General features: G+C 57.1%; 5 protein-coding genes. 4 read left to right on the top strand and 1 reads right to left on the bottom strand.

Annotated features, from left to right (window positions below):
• Positions 1 to 26: 26 nt before the first annotated feature.
• From PFH44_RS26145 to ppnP, 3 genes are all read left to right on the top strand, one after another.
• Positions 27 to 218, top strand: coding sequence for a YaiA family protein (locus PFH44_RS26145; protein ID WP_045854177.1), 192 nt, complete (start codon positions 27 to 29; stop codon positions 216 to 218).
• Positions 219 to 559: 341 nt separating this feature from the next.
• The gene (locus PFH44_RS26140; RefSeq protein WP_133596359.1) at positions 560 to 1,237 is read left to right on the top strand and encodes an AroM family protein; all 678 of its coding nucleotides are present in this window, start codon (positions 560 to 562) and stop codon (positions 1,235 to 1,237) included.
• Positions 1,238 to 1,403: 166 nt separating this feature from the next.
• Positions 1,404 to 1,688: a pyrimidine/purine nucleoside phosphorylase gene (gene ppnP / locus PFH44_RS26135; protein ID WP_045854179.1), complete on the top strand. Its 285-nt coding sequence runs from the start codon at positions 1,404 to 1,406 to the stop codon at positions 1,686 to 1,688.
• A gap of 81 nt (positions 1,689 to 1,769) precedes the next feature.
• Here the strand turns inward: ppnP and rdgC are convergent, their stop codons facing one another.
• The gene (rdgC, locus tag PFH44_RS26130) at positions 1,770 to 2,681 is read right to left on the bottom strand and encodes a recombination-associated protein RdgC (RefSeq protein ID WP_041147534.1); all 912 of its coding nucleotides are present in this window, start codon (positions 2,679 to 2,681) and stop codon (positions 1,770 to 1,772) included.
• 91 nt (positions 2,682 to 2,772) lie between these two features.
• On the opposite strand from rdgC, the gene PFH44_RS26125 reads away from it, so the two are divergent.
• On the top strand, positions 2,773 to 3,246 hold a 474-nt coding region (locus tag PFH44_RS26125), incomplete at its 3' end, for an ROK family protein (protein ID WP_283826632.1).

Here is a 3,246-nt window from a genome sequence, read left to right as displayed (position 1 = left end):
CTCGTACGGTAAAAGAGGGAAGAGCCATGCCAGACCGACCGCCATATCCGCGCGAAGCGCGCGTCGTCGCCGTTGAGAAAGGTCAGAAGGGCCAGACTGAAACCTGGTATCAACTCCGCGCCGATTATCCCACCCCCGATTCACTGATCAGCGAACATCCTGTCGAGAGCGAAGCGCTGGATGCCAAGCGGCGCTATGAGGATCCTGAGAAATCCTAGCCCGCCTTCTGCGCCGCAGCCTGTCAGCGCCATCGCTGACAGGTACTTTTAGCCCATGCTGAACACGTCGCTCGTCGCTGATTTCCGCTCCAGCGCGGCGCGCTGTTTTTCTCCGCCAAAGAGTAAAACCGGACACCTGTCACATTTTTAATTCATCACGAGTACTAATGAATACCTAAGGTGCGGATTTTTCAGGAGTGTTCCTGAATCATCTGGAATCTTTACACTCTACTGGAGCGCTAAGCTGCTACGCTTCTGGACGGTTGATTTTTAGCCACCAGGGGGGCGGATATTATGCGGTAAGCCTGTGCTGAAGGCGTGGAAGTGAAAAGGTAGATGATATGAGTACAACAATGGCCATTTTAACCGTTGGCGTGGTGCCGGTAGCGGAGGTTCTGCCGCTGTTAACCGAACATATCAGGGAAGAGCAGATCACGCACATTAGCCTGCTAGGCAAAATGACGCGCGAAGAGGTGATGGAGGATTATGCCGTTGACCCCGACGACGAGTGCCTGCTGACCTTGCTCAATGACAACCGGATGGCCGAGGTCTCGCGCTGGAAGATTGAACGTGATTTAAAACATCTTATCGCGGTGCTCGACCGGCAGGAGTATGACGTCATTCTGCTGTTGAGCTCCGACATGCTGAGCGGTTTTACGGCGCGCAACGCTATTCTGCTGGAGCCGCAGCGCATTATCCCGCCGCTGGTGGCGTCGATTGTCGACGGCCATCAGGTGGGGGTCATCGTTCCCGTTGAGGACGTTCTGCCGCTGCAGCAGCAAAAATGGCTCTCGCTCAACAGCGCGCCGTACTACGCGCTGGCGAACCCGGTCAGCGGCAGCGATAGCGATTTGCTGGAGGCCGGAAGGGTGCTGCTGGAGCAGGGCGCCGACGTGCTGGTGCTGGACTGTCTCGGCTACCATCAGCATCACCGGGACGTGCTGCAAAAAGCGCTGGACGTGCCGGTTCTGCTGTCTAACGTGCTGGTTTCGCGGCTGGCGGCAGAGCTTTTGGTCTAAGCCGTTTGGCGGCCGTGCGTATTGCGAGGCGCCCGGCCTGCGGGCAAAGGCGGGCGCTGCGGCTATTCTGCGTCACAGGACAGGTATCAGGCGTTAATTTTACGTGACAGAAACGAGGAGCGCCCCCTATATTGAGGTTTCAACAAAAGATCATAAGGGCTTGTTTATGCTTCAAAGTAATGAATACTTCGATGGAAAAGTGAAATCGATTGGTTTCACCAGCAGCAGTACGGGCCGCGCGAGCGTGGGCGTGATGGCGGAAGGGGAATATACCTTTGGCACCGCACAGCCGGAAGAGATGACCGTGGTCAGCGGGGCGCTGAACGTTCTGCTGCCTGGGGAAACCGAGTGGAAAGTTTATAGCGCCGGTGAAGTATTCAACGTTCCTGGCAGCAGCGAGTTCCACCTGCAGGTTGCTGAGCCAACGTCCTATCTGTGCCGCTATCTGTAATGCAGATTTTGTCATCCTGCCGCCGTGCGGCAGGATGACGATCCGCGTAATCGAGTGATTCTGCGGATGTCATTCAGCTGATTAGCGCTGGGCTTCTCCGCCCAGGGCTTCCACCAGATTCTGAATCAGCGCGGCCAGTTCGCCGGTCATCAGAATAAAGTCGGCGTCAAAGCGCAGGGCAAAATCTTCCCGATCGATATCCTCATTCTGATCGCGTAGTTCGTCACAGAACTTCAGGCGCTTGATGGAGCCATCGTCACACATCAGGAACTGAATACGCTGCTGCCAGTCGAGTGCCAGCTTGGTGACGACCTTCCCGGCCTCAATGTGCACGGCGATTTCGTCGCTGACCAGATCCTGCTTCTTCGCGCGGATCACGCCACCGTCTTCCAGCATAGCCTTCAGCTCGGCTTCATCCAGCAGCTGGAAGCCTTGCGCCACGGTGCCTGAGCGCACCCATTCGGTGAGCGTCAGCTCGATCGGGTTTTCCAGCGCCAGCGGGACAACCGGCAGCGAGCCCAAGGTTTTGCGCAGCAGAGCCAGCGTATCTTCCGCTTTTTTGGCGCTGGCGCAGTCCACCATGATCAGGCCGTTGACGGTATCGATCCACATCATGGTCTGGCTAAAGCGGCTGAAAGCGCGCGGCAGCAGAGAGTGCAGCACTTCGTCTTTCAGCGAATCTTTTTCGGTTTTCTTCAGCTTGCGGCCCTGCTCGGCTTCCAGCTTGAAGATCTTCGCTTCCAGCGCCTGTTTGATCACCGGAGACGGCAGGATCTTCTCTTCTTTGCGCGCGCAGATAACGATCTGGCCGTTTGTCGTGTGCGTCAGCGCATCGCTGTGCGATCCCATCGGCGATACCCAACCGGTTTTCGCCATATCCTGGCTACCACAAGGCGTAAACGTCAGCTCGGCCAGCTGTTTTTCCATCTCCTCGGCGCGCAGTGAAATGTCGCGGCTGAGACGGTAAACCATTAAATTTTTGAACCACAGCATGATAATTTCCACGGCTTTGTCGTTAAATCCAGCGGGCATGATAGCGAATTGTCGCTATGCTTGCATTGTTAATCGGGGAGAGGAGCATACAGTGCGTATTGGTATTGATTTAGGCGGCACGAAAACGGAAGTCATTGCCCTGAGTGATAAGGGAGAGCAGCTGTTTCGCCACCGTTTGCCGACTCCGCGGGACGATTATCGGCAAACGATAGAGAATATTGCCGCCCTGGTCGATATGGCAGAGCAGGCGACCGGAGAGCGCGGCAGCGTTGGAATGGGGATCCCCGGCTCGATTTCGCCGTACACCGGGGTAGTGAAAAATGCCAACTCCACCTGGCTCAACGGCCAGCCGTTCGATAAGGACCTGAGCCAGCGGCTGAATCGCGAAGTGCGGCTGGCGAACGATGCCAACTGCCTGGCGGTATCGGAAGCGGTGGATGGCGCCGCGGCGGGCGCTCAGACCGTGTTTGCGGTCATTATCGGCACCGGCTGCGGCGCCGGCGTGGCGTTTAACGGTCGTTCGCATATTGGCGGCAACGGCGCCGCCGGCGAGTGGGGGCACAAC

The sequence above is a fragment of the Klebsiella sp. Ech2A genome (assembly GCF_030078455.1).
Lineage (GTDB): Bacteria > Pseudomonadota > Gammaproteobacteria > Enterobacterales > Enterobacteriaceae > Klebsiella > Klebsiella terrigena.
This window is presented reverse-complemented; position numbering and strand designations above follow the sequence as displayed.